This is a genomic window from Pseudomonas sp. GW823-FHT02E01 (assembly GCF_058797535.1).
In genome coordinates this window covers 98,764-115,182 of record NZ_JBXAJS010000004.1, presented here as the reverse complement: position 1 = coordinate 115,182, position 16,419 = coordinate 98,764, and the positions used below count along the sequence as shown (strand labels likewise).

At 59.4% G+C, this 16,419-nt stretch carries 18 protein-coding genes; 7 read left to right on the top strand and 11 right to left on the bottom strand.

Annotated elements, in window-relative coordinates; translation table 11 throughout:
* Positions 1–155: 155 nt before the first annotated feature.
* Together AC1RDQ_RS10785 and AC1RDQ_RS10780 are read left to right on the top strand one after the other, a co-directional pair.
* Positions 156–917: an SDR family oxidoreductase gene (locus tag AC1RDQ_RS10785; RefSeq protein WP_056725413.1), complete on the top strand. Its 762-nt coding sequence runs from the start codon at positions 156–158 to the stop codon at positions 915–917.
* Positions 918–1,034: 117 nt separating this feature from the next.
* A complete protein-coding gene (locus AC1RDQ_RS10780; protein ID WP_057712218.1) occupies positions 1,035–1,940 on the top strand; it encodes a cation diffusion facilitator family transporter in 906 nt (301 codons plus the stop codon).
* A gap of 99 nt (positions 1,941–2,039) precedes the next feature.
* Here the strand turns inward: AC1RDQ_RS10780 and AC1RDQ_RS10775 are convergent, their stop codons facing one another.
* The 7 genes from AC1RDQ_RS10775 to AC1RDQ_RS10745 form a co-directional block, all read right to left on the bottom strand.
* Complete coding sequence (locus AC1RDQ_RS10775) at positions 2,040–3,173, bottom strand: AGE family epimerase/isomerase (RefSeq protein ID WP_492587223.1); 1,134 nt, start codon at positions 3,171–3,173, stop codon at positions 2,040–2,042.
* Positions 3,174–3,346: 173 nt separating this feature from the next.
* Positions 3,347–3,919: a HupE/UreJ family protein gene (locus AC1RDQ_RS10770; RefSeq protein ID WP_150813599.1), complete on the bottom strand. Its 573-nt coding sequence runs from the start codon at positions 3,917–3,919 to the stop codon at positions 3,347–3,349.
* 29 nt (positions 3,920–3,948) lie between these two features.
* Positions 3,949–4,563 carry an urease accessory protein UreG gene (gene ureG, locus AC1RDQ_RS10765; protein ID WP_090452850.1) on the bottom strand — a complete coding sequence of 205 codons (615 nt, stop codon included), beginning with the start codon at positions 4,561–4,563 and terminating at the stop codon, positions 3,949–3,951.
* 23 nt (positions 4,564–4,586) lie between these two features.
* A complete protein-coding gene (locus AC1RDQ_RS10760; protein ID WP_349734534.1) occupies positions 4,587–5,261 on the bottom strand; it encodes an urease accessory protein UreF in 675 nt (224 codons plus the stop codon).
* Positions 5,258–5,758 carry an urease accessory protein UreE gene (gene ureE, locus AC1RDQ_RS10755; protein WP_150673196.1) on the bottom strand — a complete coding sequence of 167 codons (501 nt, stop codon included), beginning with the start codon at positions 5,756–5,758 and terminating at the stop codon, positions 5,258–5,260. Before ureE ends, AC1RDQ_RS10760 begins: the two co-directional genes overlap by 4 nt.
* A 285-nt stretch (positions 5,759–6,043) precedes the next feature.
* The gene (locus AC1RDQ_RS10750; protein ID WP_057712212.1) at positions 6,044–6,676 is read right to left on the bottom strand and encodes a TetR family transcriptional regulator; all 633 of its coding nucleotides are present in this window, start codon (positions 6,674–6,676) and stop codon (positions 6,044–6,046) included.
* Between the two features lie 173 nt (positions 6,677–6,849).
* Entirely contained in the window at positions 6,850–7,278 is a 429-nt protein-coding gene (locus AC1RDQ_RS10745; RefSeq protein WP_492587221.1) for a hypothetical protein, read from the bottom strand.
* Between the two features lie 387 nt (positions 7,279–7,665).
* Here AC1RDQ_RS10745 and AC1RDQ_RS10740 point away from each other — a divergent pair, with 387 nt between their 5' ends.
* On the top strand, positions 7,666–9,735 hold the full coding sequence (locus AC1RDQ_RS10740; RefSeq protein WP_492587219.1) for an AsmA family protein: 2,070 nt from the start codon (positions 7,666–7,668) through the stop codon (positions 9,733–9,735).
* Between the two features lie 72 nt (positions 9,736–9,807).
* On the opposite strand, the gene AC1RDQ_RS10735 is transcribed toward AC1RDQ_RS10740, so the two are convergent.
* From AC1RDQ_RS10735 to AC1RDQ_RS10725, 3 genes are all read right to left on the bottom strand, one after another.
* Positions 9,808–10,491, bottom strand: coding sequence for a hypothetical protein (locus AC1RDQ_RS10735; protein WP_492587217.1), 684 nt, complete (start codon positions 10,489–10,491; stop codon positions 9,808–9,810).
* Positions 10,492–10,573: 82 nt separating this feature from the next.
* The gene (locus AC1RDQ_RS10730) at positions 10,574–11,344 is read right to left on the bottom strand and encodes a hypothetical protein (protein WP_057712208.1); all 771 of its coding nucleotides are present in this window, start codon (positions 11,342–11,344) and stop codon (positions 10,574–10,576) included.
* Positions 11,345–11,549: 205 nt separating this feature from the next.
* Positions 11,550–12,464: a LysR substrate-binding domain-containing protein gene (locus tag AC1RDQ_RS10725; protein ID WP_492587215.1), complete on the bottom strand. Its 915-nt coding sequence runs from the start codon at positions 12,462–12,464 to the stop codon at positions 11,550–11,552.
* 109 nt (positions 12,465–12,573) lie between these two features.
* Here AC1RDQ_RS10725 and AC1RDQ_RS10720 point away from each other — a divergent pair, with 109 nt between their 5' ends.
* From AC1RDQ_RS10720 to AC1RDQ_RS10710, 3 genes are all read left to right on the top strand, one after another.
* On the top strand, positions 12,574–13,212 hold the full coding sequence (locus tag AC1RDQ_RS10720; RefSeq protein WP_057712206.1) for an FMN-dependent NADH-azoreductase: 639 nt from the start codon (positions 12,574–12,576) through the stop codon (positions 13,210–13,212).
* Complete coding sequence (locus AC1RDQ_RS10715; protein ID WP_046039891.1) at positions 13,213–13,518, top strand: DMT family transporter; 306 nt, start codon at positions 13,213–13,215, stop codon at positions 13,516–13,518.
* Between the two features lie 96 nt (positions 13,519–13,614).
* Positions 13,615–14,505: an alpha/beta fold hydrolase gene (locus AC1RDQ_RS10710; protein WP_429521893.1), complete on the top strand. Its 891-nt coding sequence runs from the start codon at positions 13,615–13,617 to the stop codon at positions 14,503–14,505.
* Between the two features lie 113 nt (positions 14,506–14,618).
* Here the strand turns inward: AC1RDQ_RS10710 and AC1RDQ_RS10705 are convergent, their stop codons facing one another.
* Complete coding sequence (locus tag AC1RDQ_RS10705) at positions 14,619–15,506, bottom strand: DMT family transporter (protein WP_407514976.1); 888 nt, start codon at positions 15,504–15,506, stop codon at positions 14,619–14,621.
* Positions 15,507–15,603: 97 nt separating this feature from the next.
* Between AC1RDQ_RS10705 and AC1RDQ_RS10700 the strand changes: the two genes are divergently transcribed.
* Complete coding sequence (locus tag AC1RDQ_RS10700) at positions 15,604–16,386, top strand: AraC family transcriptional regulator (protein ID WP_340312288.1); 783 nt, start codon at positions 15,604–15,606, stop codon at positions 16,384–16,386.
* Positions 16,387–16,419 lie beyond the last annotated feature (33 nt).

Genomic DNA, 16,419 nt, shown 5'->3' with positions numbered 1-16,419 from the left:
CACATGGCTGTAGGCCACGCTGGTCAAGGGGTTGCCGGGATTGAGCGTTTTTTGAACAGATTGAACGGTGGTTGCCGCTGTGAACAAGGCCGGGCATGCTGCCTGCTGATTTTCTATTCCAATGGCTGGCGATCAGCCGAAGCAAGGAGAACACGATGTCCAACACCCTGTTTATTACCGGCGCGACCTCCGGTTTTGGTGAAGCCTGTGCCCGTCGTTTTGCCGAGGCCGGCTGGAAACTGGTGCTGACTGGCCGTCGTGAAGAGCGCCTCAATGCGTTGTGCGCCGAGCTGTCGAAGCAGACCGAAGTCCATGGCCTGGTGCTCGATGTGCGTGATCGCAAGGCCATGGAGGAGGCGATTGCCAATCTGCCGCCATCCTTTGCAAAACTGCGCGGGTTGATCAACAACGCCGGGCTGGCCCTGGGGGTTGATCCGGCGCCCAAGTGCGACCTGGACGACTGGGACACCATGGTCGATACCAACGTCAAAGGCCTGATGTACAGCACCCGTCTGCTGTTGCCGCGCCTGATTGCCCACGGTCGAGGTGCCGGTATCGTCAACCTGGGGTCCATCGCCGGCAACTACCCGTACCCGGGCAGCCATGTGTATGGCGCGACCAAGGCGTTCGTCAAACAGTTCTCAGTGAACCTGCGCTGCGACCTGCAAGGCACGGGCGTGCGGGTCAGCAACATCGAGCCGGGCCTGTGCGAGAGCGAGTTCTCGCTGGTGCGTTTTGCCGGTGACCAGGAGCGCTACAATGCCACTTACGCTGGCGCCGAGCCGATTCAGCCGCAAGACATCGCCGAGACAATCTTCTGGGTGCTCAATGCCCCGGCGCACATCAACATCAACAGCCTGGAGCTGATGCCGGTGAGCCAGACCTGGGCTGGTTTTGCAATCGAGCGTAAGTCTTAATTGTGGCGAGGGGGCAAGCCCCCTCGCCACAAGAGCGGTCAAAACCGGACATCAGCTAGACTCCTCCCTCAAGCAACCCGCCGCACCCGGCGGTCTAGAGGTATCTGAGGAGATCAAGTGAGTAATCGAGGCGAGCAGGCGCTGCTCAAACAATCGACCTTCCTGATGCTCGCCGTGACATTCGCCGGGATCATCACCGGTTTTGTTTCGGGCGCCCAATCCATTCTGTTCGATGGCTTCTTTTCGTTGATCGCGGCCTTCATCAAGGTCCTGATGCTGATCACCGCCCGGCTGATCGCCAAGGAAAGCAACCATCGCTTTCAGTTCGGTTCCTGGCACCTGGAGCCCATGGTGCTGGTGATCGAAGGCAGTTTCATATTCCTGGTGGCCGTTTATGCCTTTCTCAACGGTGTGTTCGGCATCATCAGTGGTGGCCGCGAAGTCGAACTCGGTCTGGTGATTTTCTACGCGGCCTTCTTCACTGTCGTTGAGCTCATTTATTTCTTCTACGTCCGCCAACGCAATCGCACGCTCAACTCATCGCTGATCCAGTTCGACAACATCAGTTGGCTGGTGGACGCGATGCTGTCGGCGGGACTGCTGGTGAGTTTCCTCATCGCGCTGCTGCTCAAGACTCAGGGTTACGACAAGTGGGCGGTGTATGTCGACCCGATGATCCTGATTCTGCTGGCCTTGGGCATGCTCCCCCCGGCGTTCAAAATCCTCGGGCCGGCCTTGCGCGATGTGCTGGGGATCGTCCCGGATCAACTGGACGACAAGGTGCGTCAGGTGATGGAAGTGGCGAAGGCCGAGCATGGTTTTGACGATTACATTTCCTACGTGCAGAAACACGGCAGGGCCTGTTTTATCGAGATTCACATCGTATTGCCGAAGGATTACTGGCTGGACGGTGTGGGGCAACTGGACAGTTTGCGCGAGGAAATTTCCACGAAGCTTGGCGAGGCGGATGCTGCGCGATGGCTGACTATCAGCTTTACCGGGGACCGCAAGTGGATTGAGTGACAAGGCGACCTCTTCGAGGTCATTCGCGAGCAAGCCCGCTCCCACAGGGATTGTATGCAACCTGTGGGAGCGGGCTTGCTCGCGAAAGCGGCCGAACAGTCAGCCGAGATATTCCGCCAACCCGCGATAACAGGTTGCCAGGTGATAAGGCGTGGTCGACGGCATGTCGCGGCGGCTGACTTCTCCGTGCTCGTCACGGCACTCGTACCAGCCGCCGTCATGCAGCGAGCGCTGCTGCAATGCCTGCAATTGACGCAGTACAGCCGCTTCGCTGTCCGGGCGCAGCGTTAATGCACGTAGGTACTCGGCCTGGGCCCAGATGCGTTGCGTGGCGTCCCGGGTACCGCCATCGGCTGCGAAATCGAGCATCGCCCGCACGGCGCCAGTCTGCTGATCAACGCCCACTTGCTCGGTAAAGGCGAAGGCCCGCTCCAGATCGGCATGCAGCGTCGAATTGCGCAACAGTGCCGAAGATTCCAACAGGAAATACCACTCGAACTGATGCCCCGGTTCAAACCAGTTATCCACAGACCCCAGCGGTTTTTCCATCAACACGCCGTGCTGCGGATCGATAAAGCGCGCGTGCATGGCTGTGCATAACCCGACGAGCGCCTGTTGCACGTCGAGGTCTTCACGCACCGACAGGGTGGCGAGGAAAGCTTCGGCCAGGTGCATCAGCGGGTTTTGCAAAGGGCCGCTGTCCAGCGATGCCCAGTCGCGGTCGAGCGTGGCTTCGTACAGACCGTCGTCCGTGGCGAAACGCTGCGCGACCACTTCCAGCGAGGCATTGAGCACCGACTCCACCAGCGGCTCGCGGACCTTGTCCCAGTAATGGGCGCAGGCGAACAGGATGAAGGCGTGGGTGTAGAGATCCTTGCGCTGATCCAGCGGCGCACCTTGTGCATCGACACTGTAGAACCAGCCGCCGTGCTCGGCATCGTGGAAGTGCCGCTGCAAGGAGCGGAACAACGCGGCGGCACGCTCTTCGGCGCCCGGCACCTGACCGATCAGGCTGGCAAACAGATACAACTGCCGCGCACAGGCCATGGCCCGGTAGCGTTGCGGTGGCAGTGGTTGGTGTGCGGCATCCAGCGCCTCGTAGGGCAACGCCATATCGGCGTTCCAGCCCGGACCTTGCCAGAGCGGCACGATGACGTTCAGGAAATGCTGTTGCACCGAGGCGAACAGGGCGGTCAGTTCAGGCTGAGAGGCAGAGCGGGAAACAGGCGGCATTGGCTGGCGTCGTCACGGCAGGGGCGATTGCGCGACATGTTAACAGGCCTGAGAGGGGTGGTGTCTGTCAGGCCGCCATCGCGAGCAGGCTCGCTCCCACAATGGAACTATATCCACAGGAACAATGTGGGAGCGGGCTTGCCCGCGAAGAGGCCGGGTCAGACACTAGAGAGTCAACCTGCCAGCAACCACACGCCAGTCGCCGCCGAAGCCGCGCCCGCCAGTCGCACCAGGGGCGCTGCGGCCTGCGGCAACACCCGCACCAGCGCATAACCCGCCGCGTGCAACACCGCCGTCGCCGCAACAAAGCCTGCGGCGTAGGTCCAGGGGCTCGACATTTCCGGCAGTTCCAGCCCGTGCGCGACACCATGAAACAGCGCAAACAACGCAGTCGCACCCACCGCCATCACCAACGGTGGACGCACTGCCAGGGCAACCGCCAGCCCCAAAGCCAACACGGAAGCGGCAATCCCGCTCTCCAGTGCCGGCAGGTTCAATCCTTCAAAACCCAACAGCCCGCCAATCAACATAGTGCCGACAAAGGCACATGGCAGCGCCCAGCGTGCGGCGCCTTGCTGCTGTGCTGCCCACAGGCCGACCGCGAGCATTGCCAGCAAGTGATCGAGACCGCCAAGTGGGTGGCTGATACCGGCGATCAAGCCGTTGTCGCCGTGTCCCGGATGGGCGAAGGCGAGGGCCGGAGTCAGCAGCAGGGCCAGGGCGGCGAGAATGCGTTTGAGTGTCATGGATAAGCTTCCTTGTTGATAAGTCGTGATCAGGCCGCGGTCAGCAAACCCTGGCGTTCGATGAAGGCAATGATCTCTTCCAGGCCCAGGCCGGTTTTCTGATTGCTGAAGACAAAGGGCTTGCCGTTGCGCATGCGTTGGGTGTCGCTGTTCATCATCTCCAGCGAGGCGCCGACCAGAGGTGCCAGGTCGATCTTGTTGATCACCAGCAGGTCGGATTTGCAGATTCCCGGCCCGCCCTTGCGTGGCAGCTTGTCGCCGGCCGAGACGTCGATCACGTAGATGGTCAGGTCGGACAGTTCCGGGCTGAAGGTCGCGGAGAGGTTGTCGCCACCGGACTCCACGAGAATCAGGTCCAGCCCCGGAAAACGGCGGTTGAGCTGATCCACGGCTTCGAGGTTGATCGAGGCGTCTTCGCGGATGGCCGTGTGCGGGCAGCCGCCGGTTTCCACGCCGATGATGCGCTCCGGTGCCAGGGCTTCGTTGCGCACCAGAAAATCTGCGTCTTCGCGGGTGTAGATGTCGTTGGTCACGACGGCCAGGTTGTAACGCTCGCGCAGGGCCAGGCACAGGGCCAGGGTCAGGGCGGTTTTGCCGGAGCCGACCGGGCCGCCGATACCGACGCGCAGGGGTTGTGCGTTCATGTGATTCTCCAAAATAAATGGCCCTAGGAACGGAACAGACGGCTGTACTGGCGCTCGTGGCCCATACACGCCAGGGACAGGCCGAAAGCGGCGCTGCCGTAATGATCGGGATCGATTCGAGTGGCGTTCTGTTGAGCCTGTTGAAGCAGCGGCAACAGTTCGCTGGTCAGGCGTTGGGCGGCTTGCTGACCCAGGGGCAGGGTCTTCATCAGCACCGCCAACTGGTTTTCCAGCCAGCTCCAGAGCCATGCGGCCAGGGCGTCCTGCGGGCTGATCTGCCAGGCGCGCGCGGCCAACGCCCAACCCAGGGCCAGATGTGGCTCGCTGCGCTGTTCGAGGAAGGCGCGGGCGGGGGCGTCGAGCTCCGGCAAGCCATTGAGCAATTGCTGCAACGAGTAGCCCATCTGCCGGCTCTCCTGATGCAGCTCACGGGTTTCGCGGCTGGCGCGGTGTTCCTCGCAGCGTTGCAGCAATTCGTCCCAGTTTTCCTCGCTGGCGGCCACGCAATGGGCGAGCAGCAAGGGTGCTTCGAAGCGTGCCAGATTCAGCAGCAACTGATCGCTGATCCAGCGTCGCGCACTGTCGGGGTCGTGAACACGGCCGTTATCCACAGCCATTTCAAGGCCCTGGGAGTAGCTGTAGCCGCCAATCGGCAATTGCGGACTGGCCAGGCGCAGCAGCGCCCAGGCCGGGTTCATGTGCGTACGCCGAACTGGTGCAGTTTCGGCGCGTAGTTGAAGTCTTCATCGCCGTGACGCGAGTGGTGATGGCCACCGCCGTAGGCGCCATGTTCCGGCTGGAATGGCGCCTCGATGTTCACGGCAACGGCACCGAGTTGTTCGAGCATGGCCTTGAGCACGTAGTCGTCGAGCAGGCGCAACCAGCCGTCGCCGACTTGCAGGGCGACATGGCGGTTGCCCAGGTGATAGGCCGCGCGGGTCAGTTCGAAGGCATTGGCGCAGGTGACATGCAGCAGTTGTTCGGGACGGGCGCAGACGCGCACGATTCGCCCGTCTTCGGCTTGCAGGCATTCGCCGTCATGCAACGGCGGCTGGCCGCGCTCCAAAAACAACCCGACGTCTTCACCCTCGGCACTGAAACAGCGCAATCGGCTTTTGCTGCGGGCTTCGAACGTCAGGTGCAGTTCGGCGGCCCAAACGGGTTGAGGGTCGATTCTGCGATGAATCACCAGCATCGGAAGGCTTCCAGCAATGGACAATGTTCAGGCTAGAGCAAGGGGCTTGCCAATCGACATGATGTGTAGGAAATGCCTGACGGAGGCGTAGGACTGGTATCGATGGAGTGAGTATTTTGGTTGAAGTTGGTGCGTTGTTTTTGGTTTGCGCACCAAGTTAAAGCGGCGAGGTTTAATGTGGGAGCGAGCTTGCTCGCAATGGCGGTGGAACTGTCACATCGATGGTGGATGTCATTCCCTCATCGCGAGCAAGCTCGCTCCCACAGGGATTTCATCCACAGAAAGTTACTCAGTGCTGCCGAGCCCTTGCCAATGCTTGAGGCCGATAAAGATAAACCGCAGCTGCTGGGTGATTTTCGCCTGGGGCGTCAGGTGCTCTGGCAAGGCTTCGGCTGGCGGATCGATGATGTCCGGCAGGGTGGCGAACACGCTCTTGACGATCAGATCCGCCATGACGCTCAGGTCGGCGATGTCCAGATGCTGCAGTTTCGGCATCAGTGACAAATCCGCCGCCAGGTCCGAGCTGATGTTTTCACGCAAACGGCCGATGGCCTGGCGCACCGGCACCGAACCGCCGTACTGCTCACGGGCAAGAAACAGGAACTGCGAACGGTTGGCGCTAACCACGTCGAGAAAGATCCGCACCGAGGCATCGATGATGCCGCCCATCACGAATTCGTTGTGTCGTACCAGGCGAATGGTTTCGCGGAATGTCTGGCCGACTTCGCTGACCAGTACCAGGCCTAATTCATCCATATCGGCAAAATGGCGGTAGAAACCGGTCGGTACGATGCCGGCGGTTTTCGCGACTTCGCGCAGGCTCAGGCTGCCGAATCCTCGGCCGCCATCCATCAGGCGCCGGGCAGCGTCCATCAGGGCGTTACGGGTTTGTTGTTTCTGTTCGGCGCGGGGCAGCATCGCAAGGGCGTTTTCTGGACAGGGACGCGGCGCACTCTAGCAAATCGGCTTTGCTGGCGTCGAACGACTGTGGGGGGGATCACGCGGGGATGTGTGGCATCTATCAAGCGGGCCTATGAAAATTCAAAAGCCCAATCCGGGGATTGGGCTTTTTTTCAAGGCGGCCATGGAGCTTAGCTCACGGCGCTGTTGCGTTCGATCACGCGGTCACCACCGCCTTCAGCAAGGGTTTGACCTTGTGGAGTACGGTCGGAACCATCAGCAGCCAGGGTTTGACCTTGTGGGGTACGATCCGAACCATCAGCGGCAAGGGTCTGGCCTTGTGGGGTACGATCGGAACCATCGGCAGCCAGGGTTTGGCCCTGAGGAGTGCGGTCCGAGCCATCCTGAGTGATCAGGCCTTTTTCTTTCAGGCGATCATTACCGCCTTCGGCAAGGGTCTGGCCTTGTGGGGTGTGGTCGGAACCATCGGCGGCGACGGTCTGGCTGAACACCGAGTGGTCTTGTTTCACTTGTGGGGTGGCCTGGTCAGCCGCTGGCAGGGCAAAGGCAGTGCTGGCCAGCATCGAAAGTGTAAGGCTAAGCAGTAGTTGGCGTTTCATGATTGTTTTGCTCCGTGGGGGTGCGAATAAGTGGGCACGAGAGCAATGCTACTCTCGATAAATCGATATGAAAGTTCATAAACGCAATGGTAATAATCAACGGAATTGATTGTTTGCTGCGGAGGCCCTAGGCCGGGTGTTTCCGGCGAGTTGTCTTGCACTTTTGTGGGTGTTTTCGACCCACCTGTGTTGTGCAAAAGTGCAGGTCCGGTAACGCAGGTCGACCGGCTGGTCAGTATTGGACTGGGCGAAATCGGCGAAATCGGTCTTTCGATTAAACCTGCCGGGTTTTTATCAGTCGTAGTTTGCATGGCGAGCCGTTTGCGGCTCACCGTTTCACATGTGCGTCGCAGTCGGGGCGCCCGGTCGTATCAGGAGCCCTGTGCAATGACGCGCACTCAAAAGACGTTGGTCTGGACCCTTTCCACTTTCCTTACCTTGTTGGTGATGCTGGTGCTGATCATCGTGTTCTTCGACTGGAACCGGATCAAAGCGCCGCTCAACGCCAAAGTTTCCGAAGAGCTGCACCGCGCTTTCGCCATCAACGGCAATCTGTCGGTGGTCTGGCAACCCGAGTCCGATGAAGGCGGCTGGCGCGCCTGGGTACCGTGGCCTCATGTGTTGGCCGAAGACTTGAGCCTGGGCAATCCCGATTGGTCGAAACAGCCACAGATGGTCACCCTCAAACGGGTGGAGCTGCGTATTTCACCCCTGGCATTGCTGGCGCAGCGGGTGGTGATCCCGCGTATCGATCTCACCGAGCCCAATGCCCACCTGCAACGCCTGGCTGACGGGCGCGCCAACTGGACCTTCAAACTCGACCCAAAGGACCCGGACGCCGAGCCTTCGAGTTGGGTGGTGGATATCGGAGCGATCGGCTTTGACAAGGGGCATGTCACCCTCGACGACCAGAACCTGAAGACCCAACTCGACGTACTGATCGATCCATTGGGCAAGCCGATTCCGTTCAGCGATATCGTCGGCGACAAAGCGGCGAAAGCCGCGCAGGAGAAGGGTTCGTCACCCCAGGACTATGCATTCGCCCTCAAGGTCAACGGCCAGTACCACGGCCAGAAGCTCGCGGGCCAGGGCAAGATTGGCGGGCTGTTGGCGTTGCAGGACGCGGCACGGCCGTTTCCGCTTCAGGCACAGGTAAAAATCGCCGATTCCAGCGTCGAACTGGCCGGCACCCTGACCGATCCGCTGAACCTCGGCGCCCTGGACCTGCGCCTGAAACTGGCCGGTACCAGTCTGGGCAATCTCTACCCGCTGACCGGCGTGATCCTGCCGGACACGCCACCCTATGCCACCGACGGCCATCTGATCGCCAAGTTACACGAGCCGGGTGGCGCGGTATTCCACTATGAAGAATTCAACGGCAAGATCGGTGAAAGTGACATCCATGGCAACCTGACCTACGTGGCCAGCCAGCCACGGCCGAAGCTCAACGGTTCGCTGTTATCCAATCAATTGCTGTTCGCTGACCTGGCACCGCTGATTGGTGCCGACTCCAACGCCGAGCAGAAGGCCCGAGGCGGTGACAGCAAACAACCGGCGGACAAAGTGCTGCCGGTCGAAGAGTTCAAGACCGATCGCTGGCGCGATATGGACGCCGATGTCGAGTTCACCGGCAAGCGCATCGTGCACAGCGAAAAACTGCCGTTCAACGATCTCTATACCCATCTGGTACTCACCGATGGCGTGCTCAGCCTCGAGCCGCTGCGTTTCGGCGTGGCCGGCGGCAAGCTGGATGCGCAGATTCGCCTGAACGGCCACACCGATCCGCTGGAGGGCCATGCCAAACTCACGGCGCGAGGCTTCAAGCTCAAGCAGTTGTTCCCCGGCTTTGAACCGATGAAAACCAGTTTCGGCGAACTCAACGGCGACGGTGATATCAGCGGGCACGGCAATTCGGTGGCTAAACTGCTGGGCAGCGCCAATGGCAATCTGAAAATGCTGATCAACGATGGTGCTATCAGTCGCGAATTGATGGAGTTGGCCGGGCTGAACGTCGGCAACTACGTGGTCGGCAAGATCTTTGGCGACAAGGAAGTGAAGATCAACTGCGCCGCCGCCGACTTCGGCATCCAGTCCGGCCTGGCGAGTACCCGCTTGTTTGTGTTCGACACCGAGAACGCCATTGTTTACATCGATGGCACGGCGAACATGGCGACCGAACAACTGGACCTGACCATCACCCCGGAATCAAAGGGCTGGCGTTTGATTTCGTTGCGTTCGCCGCTGTACGTGCGGGGCAAGTTCATCAAGCCCGATGCGGGGGTCAAGGCCGTGCCGTTGATGTTGCGTGGAGCCGGGATGGTCGCGTTAGGCGTGATCGCCGCACCGGCGGCAGGGTTGTTGGCGCTGATAGCGCCGAGTGGCGGCGAGCCGAACCAGTGCGCGCCGTTGCTGGAGCAGATGAAGGCGGGCAAGGCGCCGAAGACGGTAAAAAACTGAAGGTTGCCGGAGACAGTTCAAACGCTCCGATTCAGGGGCGCTTGAACGTCTTGCAAGGCTGGATCATTCAATTCAAGCCGGGGGGGCAGGGATATGCAGCAGCTTTGTTTCGATGTTAAGCCCCACTTTCTTGAGAACGTCATCTCTTACCTGATTGTAAAAGCGCCCATCCAGGACGCTACTCATCAGCCAAATGTTGGTCTTGTGTTCGTGGGTGACGCTCAAAACCGGCTGGTCGAGAATATCGATTGCAATCTCCTGAGCTGTTTTGAACGCCATTTGCAGGGTTACCACGGTCTTATTGTTGCGAATGATCGTCAGTAATGCGGCCGTGGAAACCGCTATGTCTGCGTAGGCATTGCTCACGGTGGCGTTACTTTGGAGTTTCTCGACGATTGCCCTGACCGCCAGTGAGTCAGGCTGGAGTCTTGTCAGTTGCTCAAATGCGTTGGCCAGCGCTAGCCGTTCATCTTGTGGCAGGGCACTCCCGGTGCTTTGCTCAACAATATTTAAAAGGCTGCTGTTTTCAAACTTGAGTTGCTGAGTCGTTCGGCTGCCAACAGCCCAGCCGACTTTTTGAACGGTATCTGTATAAGCTGGCCACGATATTTCACGGTTGCCACTTTTCTTTGAGGCCACCAGATCGCCCAGCAGGCTGGAGGCTAGTATGTCTTTCTTAAAGCTGTCCGTGTGCGAGCCGCAAAAGATCGTGATGTTTCCATTGACTAGGTAAATATCGAACGGTGCTTTTTTCATAAGTTTTTCCTGCGCAGAGGCTTGCGCGGTAGCATATTTAAATCGGCAATTTTATTGCCGATTTAAATATGTGGTAAAGCGATTAGAAGTCCGGCAGGTTTTCGATGAATTTTTGTCCGTCTGCCTGATATTTTTTATATACGGCGTTGCGTATCCCGGAGAACGTTTTAATATCAAGGTGAGTACGAACAGCACCTGTTTTGATAGTGGTGGACTGTCGGGTCGATTTCCAGAACAGGATACCGCGCGTGCTTTCCCTCGCATCGAGGGATATGCAGTTAAGGATCATGTTGGGTTGCCCATTTTTATCGACCCAGATGGGTGCGATATCGAATTTTGCCTGAGTGCCAAGCTTTTTGTTTTTCTCAAAAATGGTGATGGCACCCGGATTGTTTTGCACCATCTCAACTGCTTTTTTCGCAACGTTGCTCAGTATTTGAGCCGCATTACCGCCAATCAATCCTGCAGCCACTTCCAGGGCAACCTGATCCATCGTCAGGCCAACTCTCTTGATCGTGACCTCCTGGATGTTCCGGTTTTGAGTTACCCAGCCCAGTTTGCTCAGGCCGTCAACATAGTAGCGATACCACTCGAAGAGTTTTTCATCTTCGGGGTAGAGTTTGGTGGCGGCGTTTTGCATGACCAGTTTGCACAAATTGACGTCGTCGATGATTTCCTGCGAAACGCCGGGCAGGAAGGCATCGATAGTATCAGGCATGACGCTGGCAGTTGGTTTGTTGATATCATGTTCAGGTTTGTTCAAGAGCGTAGAAAATACAGGTGCCGAGCGCTGCGTGATGATAGGTAATGCTGGCAGGGAATCAATAAATTCGAGTCGTTGTTCAAGTAGCATGAAAGTAATCCTTTACTTGTTGGTGTGAGCAGCCGGCTGGCTGTGGTTGTTAGAGTAGGTTTATAGATTTAAAAGTCTAGTTTTGGTTTGTAACTTCAGGTTTTAGTTGTGTTTGTTATTCGGCGTTTGTGATTGTTCTAATTCGTAGTGGTGAACTTAAGCAGTCGTTAAACTTGAAACACTTGAACTGTTGTCGAGGCGCTGATCAGCGCACCGCATGCCCGGACAACAATGCCTCCTCACGCAACCACGCAAAAAAAGCCCGAACCGGTGGATGTCGCTCACGCCCCGGCACGCACAGTGCGCTGTAGCCGGCTCCATCGACCTGGATTTCCCCCCGGTACGGCAACAACAGACCACTGGCCACGCTTTCCGACACCAGAATATTGCTTGCCAGCACCAGGCCTTGGCCGGCAATCGCCGCTTGCAGGGCGTAATGCTCTTCGTCGTATTCGCGCACGGCCGGCCGACCGCCCAGCCAGGTTTCGCCGGAGCGAGCGCACCAGGCCTCCCATCCGTGGGCATAGAGTTTGGAGTTGTGCCAGCGCACGCTGATCAGCGTCGGAGCGCGACTCGACGCCAGGGCCACTTGTTCAGGCGAACCGTAGACACCAAAGGACTCATCGAACAGGCACTGGCCGTAAAGGTTGGGGTAATCATCGAGGCTGTAGCGCAGCACCAGGTCGACACTGGCGTCCTGATGCAGATCGATGACTTCGCAGTGGGTATCGAGGCGCACGTTGATGTTCGGGTGTCGGGCGTAGAAACGTCCCAACCTTGGCACCAGCCACAGGGCGGCGAAGGCGGCGGTAGTGGAGACCGTCAGGCTGGCGCCACTGCGTTGCGGACGCAGTGTATCGACACTTTGCGCCACTTCCAGAAAAGTCCCATGCAGGCTCTGGAACAGCCGTTCGCCGCATTCGGTCAGGCGCACCTGGCGCGGCAGACGCTCGAACAATGGCACGCCGAGCCAACTTTCCAGTGAGCGGATCTGGTGGGACACCGCCGTCGGCGTCACCGAGAGTTCTTCGGCAGCAGCCTTGAAGCTCAGCAGGCGTGAGGCTGATTCAAAAGCGCGCAGGGCGGTCAGCGGCAACGAGGCGAACATTGAACACTCCATGGATGAAATGGATTCATCCAGACTGATTTCTGCTCATTTGAGCGAGGACGGTAGTGAGTCTCAAGCTGCAAACCACAAGCCGTTTGAGTTTAGCCCTGAGGAGAGACAGATGAGTAGAATTCTTGCTGTTCACGCCAGCCCCCGTGGTGATCGTTCGCACTCCCGGCGTTTGGCCGAAGTGTTTCTGGCGGCCTGGCAGGCCCGTCATCCACATGCGCAACTGACCCGACGCGAAGTCGGTCGTGCGCTGATTCCGCCGGTCAACGAGGCATTCGTGGCCGCCGCGTTTTACCCCGAGCCCGCCGCTCGGCCGCTGTCGATGCAGGCCGATCTGGCGTTCAGCGACGAACTGGTCGGCGAACTGCTTGGCCATGATGTGCTGGTGATTTCCACTCCGATGCACAACTTCAGCGTCCCCAGCGGCTTGAAAGCCTGGATCGATCAGATCGTGCGGGTGGGGGTGACCTTCGATCACACCCTGGACAATGGCGTGGCCCAGTACGAGCCGTTGGTGCTGGGTAAAAAGGCCCTGATCATCACCAGCCGTGGCGGCTTCGGTTTTGGCCCGGGCGGCGAGCTGGAAGCCATGAACCATGCCGACACGCTACTGCGTACGGTGCTTGGATTCATTGGCATCACGGACGTCACCGTGGTGGCTGCCGAGGGCGAGGAGTCCGCCGAGCGCAGCTTTCAAATCTCTGCCGCCGAGGCTGAGCAGCGCTTGTTGGCGCTGGCCGGAGAGTTCTAGATGGCCTGGCTGTTTCTGCTGGTCGCCGCCGGGTTCGAAGTCACCTTCGCCATGGGCATGAAGTACGCCGAGGGCTTCACCCGGCTCTGGCCTTCGCTGGTCACCGTAGTGGCCGCTGTGGGCGGGATCTATTTTCTGACCCTGGCCATGCGCGAGCTCCCGGTAAGCATTGCGTACCCGATCTGGACCGCCATCGGTTCGCTGGGCACGGTGTTTCTCGGTTTCGCGCTGCTGGGTGAAAGCCTGACCGTGATCAAGCTGGTTTCGGTCGGGCTGATCGTGGCGGGCGTGGTAGGGTTGAAGTAGGGCGGATGACATAGACTTGTCATCTTCGCTGATGATGCTTGGCGGATGTCTTGCATCCAGCCTTGCGTCACCGCCCGACCACAAGGATGTCCGCCCATGTCGCAAGGTTCTGCCCCGCGCTACCCGCTGGTGTTGGTCCCGGGGATGCTCGGGTTCATCCGGTTGGTGCTTTATCCGTATTGGTACGGGATCGTCGAGGCGTTGCGCCATGGCGGTGCGGTGGTGTTCGCGGTGCAGGTCTCGCCGCTTAACTCGAACGAAGTGCGGGGCGAGCAATTACTGGCGCGTATCGAAGAAATCCTGCGGGAAACCGGGGCCGACAAGGTCAACCTGATCGGTCATAGCCAGGGCTCGCTGACCGCCCGTTATGCAGCGGCCAAGCGCCCGGATCTGGTGGCATCGGTGACCTCGGTGGCGGGGCCGAACCACGGTTCGGAGCTCGCCGATTACCTGCACGAACATTATCCCCACGAGAGCGTCCGTGGTCGTCTGCTGTGCTTTTTGCTGCGGATCGTCGGCGCGCTGATAGGGTGGCTGGATACCGGTTACCGCGGGCCGAAGCTGCCGGTGGATATCCATGCGTCCCATCACTCCCTCACCAGCGCTGGCGTCGCGCTGTTCAACCAGCGTTATCCACAGGGGCTGCCCGACACCTGGGGCGGTCATGGGCCGGAAGAGGTCAACGGCGTGCGCTATTACTCCTGGTCCGGCACCTTGCAACCGGGCATTACCGATCGCGGGCGCAACCTGCTGGACGGCACCAACCGCAGTTGCCGGCTGTTCGCTAAAACCTTCGTCCGCGAAGCCGGGCATTGCGACGGCATGGTCGGGCGCTACAGCTCGCACCTGGGCACGGTGATTGGCGATGAGTATCCGCTGGATCACTTCGATATCGTCAACCAGTCGCTGGGGCTGGTGGGCAAGGGGGCTGAGCCGATCCGGTTATTTGTCGAGCATGCGGCGCGGTTGAGTGCGGCGGGGCTTTAGACCGAGTTATCGTTCATCGCGGGCAAGCCCGCTCCCACAGGTTTTCGGTTGTTCGCAACAGACGGGTTCGACACAACACCTGTGGGAGCGAGCTTGCTCGCGATGGCGTCAGATCAGGCAACACTGACCTTGCGCCCCAACACCGTCGTCCAACGCTCGGAAACGATCACCCCGCCCAAGGTCAACACCCCGCCCACCAGGTGATACATCGCCAGTTGCTCATGCAGCACCACCGCTGCAATCAATGCGGTAATCAGCGGCAGCAAATTGAAAAACTGCGTGGTCCGGCTCGGTCCCAAACGCACCACGGCCTGCATCCACGCCAGCGGCGCGACCATCGAAGCCAGCAGGCAGGCGTACAGCACCAGTGGAATGTTCTGCAGGGTCGGGCCGACTTTCGGTGAGGCGATGAACAGCGGGAACAGCACCACCACGGCCACCAGCACCTGCAGATACAGAAGCACCAGCGGCGGCAGTTTCAGTTGCCACTTTTTCAACAGGGTGCTGTAGACCGCGTAGGCCAGGGTGGCGATCAGCATCATCGCATCGCCCAGGTTGACCCCGTGTTCGAGCAGTGCGCCAAGGCTGCCGGACGACACCACCACCAGGACACCTGCAAACGACAGCACCGCACCGGCCAGGGCACCCATGGTCAGGCGCTGGCCGAGGCTGATGATCGCCATGGCGAGCGACATCAGTGGCATCAGCGACAGGATGATGCCCATGTTGGTGGCCGAGGTCAGGCTCGCGGCGAAGTACGCCAGGCTTTGATAGACCGCCATGCCGAGCACACCGAGGACAAAGATCTTGCCCAGTTTCGGGCGGATCTGCGACCAATGGGTGAGCACCGGTTTGAGCATGAAGGGCGTGAACAGCAACCCGGCCAGCAGCCAGCGGTAGAAGCCGATCTCGGCGGGGAAGATCGCCCCGGCCGACATTTTGGTGATCACGGTGTTGCCGGCCCAGATAAAAATGGCCAGCAGGGGATAAGCGTATTGCATCGGGAAAAACCAGAACGTTAATGAAGGGCAATTATCCGCTTGTCTGGATGCAAGCCTATACTTCGATCCAGACAACCGGCCCCTGATGACGGACAGCATGCGCAGTAAACACATCGATCTGCTGGATTTCAGCGAATTGCCTTCGGCGGTGTACTTCCGCTACGCCGATTTCAATACCCACGAATTCGCCGCTGCGCACCGTCATCCCTGGGGCACTCTGGAGTATGCGGCCCACGGGGTGTTGCACATGGATGTCGACGGCAGCCGTTTCCTCTCGCCGCCGCAATACGCGGTGTGGGTGCCCCCCGAAATCGAGCACAGTTTCTACAGCCACCAGCCGATCAACTACCGTGCCGTTTGCCTGGCGCCGGCGGTCTGCGAGGATCTGCCACAACAGGCCTGCACGCTCGCCATCAGTGACATCCTCAAGGCGATCCTCAAGGACTTCGCCGTCCGTGACGTCAAGATTCCCGAGCAGGCCGCGGATAAACGCCTGGCTCAGGTTCTGGTGGATCAGTTGCAACAGGCGCCGGTGCATGAGTGTTACCTGCCCTATGCCAGCACACCGGGACTGCTGAGCATATGCGAGGCCCTGCAAGCCGAACCCGGTGACAACCGGCCCTTGGCGCATTGGGCGGCGCAGGTTCACGTCAGTGAACGGACCCTGGCGCGGCAGTTTGTCCGCGAGTTGGGCATGAGTTTTGGTGAGTGGCGTCAGCGTCTGCGATTCCTGGCCGCGATTGAAGCACTGGACAGCCATCGCAGCATTCAGGAAATCGCCTTCGACATGGGCTACAGCACCGGTTCGGCGTTTATCGCGATGTTCCAGCGTCAGGCCGGGTGCACGCCCGACTACTATCGACGCAACAAGAAGTTTTAACGCACTCGTTAAGAGTTTTCATACAGCATTATC

What these genes read in the sequence shown, in the direction of transcription:
- AC1RDQ_RS10785 (WP_056725413.1), top strand. Translation starts at nt 156, where the DNA reads ATGTCCAACACCCTGTTTATTACCGGCGCGACCTCCGGTTTTGGTGAA.
- AC1RDQ_RS10775 (WP_492587223.1), bottom strand. Translation starts at nt 3,173, where the DNA reads ATGCCGCCTGTTTCCCGCTCTGCCTCTCAGCCTGAACTGACCGCCCTG.
- AC1RDQ_RS10770 (WP_150813599.1), bottom strand. Translation starts at nt 3,919, where the DNA reads ATGACACTCAAACGCATTCTCGCCGCCCTGGCCCTGCTGCTGACTCCG.
- ureG (WP_090452850.1), bottom strand. Translation starts at nt 4,563, where the DNA reads ATGAACGCACAACCCCTGCGCGTCGGTATCGGCGGCCCGGTCGGCTCC.
- AC1RDQ_RS10760 (WP_349734534.1), bottom strand. Translation starts at nt 5,261, where the DNA reads ATGAACCCGGCCTGGGCGCTGCTGCGCCTGGCCAGTCCGCAATTGCCG.
- ureE (WP_150673196.1), bottom strand. Translation starts at nt 5,758, where the DNA reads ATGCTGGTGATTCATCGCAGAATCGACCCTCAACCCGTTTGGGCCGCC.
- AC1RDQ_RS10750 (WP_057712212.1), bottom strand. Translation starts at nt 6,676, where the DNA reads ATGCTGCCCCGCGCCGAACAGAAACAACAAACCCGTAACGCCCTGATG.
- AC1RDQ_RS10745 (WP_492587221.1), bottom strand. Translation starts at nt 7,278, where the DNA reads ATGAAACGCCAACTACTGCTTAGCCTTACACTTTCGATGCTGGCCAGC.
- AC1RDQ_RS10740 (WP_492587219.1), top strand. Translation starts at nt 7,666, where the DNA reads ATGACGCGCACTCAAAAGACGTTGGTCTGGACCCTTTCCACTTTCCTT.
- AC1RDQ_RS10735 (WP_492587217.1), bottom strand. Translation starts at nt 10,491, where the DNA reads ATGAAAAAAGCACCGTTCGATATTTACCTAGTCAATGGAAACATCACG.
- AC1RDQ_RS10730 (WP_057712208.1), bottom strand. Translation starts at nt 11,344, where the DNA reads ATGCTACTTGAACAACGACTCGAATTTATTGATTCCCTGCCAGCATTA.
- AC1RDQ_RS10725 (WP_492587215.1), bottom strand. Translation starts at nt 12,464, where the DNA reads ATGGAGTGTTCAATGTTCGCCTCGTTGCCGCTGACCGCCCTGCGCGCT.
- AC1RDQ_RS10720 (WP_057712206.1), top strand. Translation starts at nt 12,574, where the DNA reads ATGAGTAGAATTCTTGCTGTTCACGCCAGCCCCCGTGGTGATCGTTCG.
- AC1RDQ_RS10715 (WP_046039891.1), top strand. Translation starts at nt 13,213, where the DNA reads ATGGCCTGGCTGTTTCTGCTGGTCGCCGCCGGGTTCGAAGTCACCTTC.
- AC1RDQ_RS10710 (WP_429521893.1), top strand. Translation starts at nt 13,615, where the DNA reads ATGTCGCAAGGTTCTGCCCCGCGCTACCCGCTGGTGTTGGTCCCGGGG.
- AC1RDQ_RS10705 (WP_407514976.1), bottom strand. Translation starts at nt 15,506, where the DNA reads ATGCAATACGCTTATCCCCTGCTGGCCATTTTTATCTGGGCCGGCAAC.
- AC1RDQ_RS10700 (WP_340312288.1), top strand. Translation starts at nt 15,604, where the DNA reads ATGCGCAGTAAACACATCGATCTGCTGGATTTCAGCGAATTGCCTTCG.